This is a genomic window from Exiguobacterium sp. s40 (assembly GCF_018617905.1).
Taxonomy (GTDB): domain Bacteria; phylum Bacillota; class Bacilli; order Exiguobacteriales; family Exiguobacteriaceae; genus Exiguobacterium; species Exiguobacterium mexicanum_A.
In genome coordinates, this window is the sequence record NZ_JACSLC010000029.1 from 1 (window position 1) to 1,835 (window position 1,835).

Annotated in this window: 1 protein-coding gene; it reads left to right on the top strand. The window is 58.5% G+C overall.

All coding sequences use genetic code 11. The features are described 5' to 3' along the window. The first annotated feature begins 269 nt into the window (after positions 1-269). The gene (locus tag KNP02_RS14630; RefSeq protein WP_214710294.1) at positions 270-1,736 is read left to right on the top strand and encodes an IS1182 family transposase; all 1,467 of its coding nucleotides are present in this window, start codon (positions 270-272) and stop codon (positions 1,734-1,736) included. The last annotated feature ends 99 nt before the right edge of the window (positions 1,737-1,835 follow it).

The following is a 1,835-nucleotide window of genomic DNA, read 5'->3' on the forward strand; positions in this document are numbered from 1 at the left end:
GAGGGCACTGAAAAACTTCAAATGATTTTGAACAGATGAGCGTCGTCCCGTTTGGGATGACGCTCATCTGTTTTCCTTGTCCTTCAGCCGCCCTGTCCGGCACGCCGCTTTCCTGGGGGCGGGCGTCGAGCCGCATCGCGACGTCGTCGCTGCTGGGTCTCGCCTTGCCCGCTGATTCCCCGGGAGTCGGCGTGCCCTCGGGCGGCGCTGTACGCGCCCGGCATTCCGGACTATACTGGCAGTAACCAACCCATTTGGAGGCGATCCCGATGATGCCCGACCTGCCGAACATGCCGCCGAGCCCATACGCTGCCCTTTATGACCTGTTGATCCCGGCCGATGACGAGCTACGGCTCATCCACGACCTCGTCCCGTTCGATTTCATCACCAAGCTGCTCGAGGACACGTATTGCCATGACAACGGTCGGATGGCCGTCCATCCTGTCCGGATGTTCAAGTACCTGTTCCTGAAGGCGCACTCGAACCTGTCCGACGTCGACCTCGTCAGACGGGCGAAGACCGACCTCGCCTACAAATATTTTCTGGATCTGGCACCGGAAGATGACGTCATCAACCCTTCCTCGCTCACGAAGTTCCGTCGTCAGCGCATGGCCGACGACGAGCTGCTCGACAAGTTGATCGAGCACACGGTCGAGGTCGCGAAAGGGATGGGACTGCTCAAGTCACGAACATTGATTGTCGACGCGACCCATTCCCGTGCCCGGTATGGGCAAAAACCGATCGGGCAGGCGATCATCGAGGAAGCGAAGGGGCTCCGTCATGCATGTTACAAAGAGACCAACGACGCGAAGGGACGTTTTCCGGAGAAGGTAAACGAGTCAGACATCGACCAGCTCCTCTCGTATGCGCTCGCCGTCGCCGAGACCGTCGAGGGCGAGATGCCTGAGCTGATGGCGCGCGAACACATCCGTGACCGTGTGAACCGTGTCCGCGAGTTCGCGGAGGATGCGCACGTCGAACTTCAAGTCTCCAGGGATCCTGATGCCCGGACCGGGCACAAGAGTGCCGACTCATCATTCTTCGGTTACAAACATCATCTCGCGATGACGGAGGAGGGCATCATCACGGCCGTCGTCGTCACATCCGGCGAAGCGTCGGACGGGCATCAGATGTCGAGGCTCGTCGAGAAGAGCCACCGCGCAGGGGCCGAGTTCGACCACATCGTGGGCGACGGGGCCTATTCGAGCCGGGACAACCTGATCTATGCCGCCTCGCAAGGGTGCAAGCTCGTCGCGCCATTGAACCCACAAGTCTACTCGCCGGCACCGAACCGCGTCGAGGGTTTCACCTACAACAAGGATGCCGAACGTTACGTCTGCCCAGCCGGGCATATGGCCGTCCGCAAAGCCCGTGGCGGACGGAAGGACGTCGGAAAGAACCAAGTGGAGAGCCATTTCTTCAACATCGAGCTGTGCAAGCAATGTCCGTTACGAAAAGGCTGTTACAAGGACGGCGCCAAATCCAGATCCTATAGCGTGTCGTTGAAATCAAGGGAGCATAGCGATCAACTTGACTATGAGCAGACCGATGACTTCAAGGACCATCGTCGGAAACGCTTCGCCGTCGAGGCGAAAAACAGTCAACTGAAGAACCCACAAGGTCTGGCGCGCAACAAGACGCCAGACCTGAAAGGCATGACGTTACAGAGCGTGATGGCCATCGTCGCAGTCAATCTGAAGCGAATCATCACCCTCCGGAAAGAGAAAACGGATTAAAGGCAAGGAAAAAAGGCGATCGTCCCGACACAAGTCGGGCCAATCGCCTTTTTCACGTTCTCACGCTCGGATAGAGCGGGGGTTTTTCAGTGCCCTCCT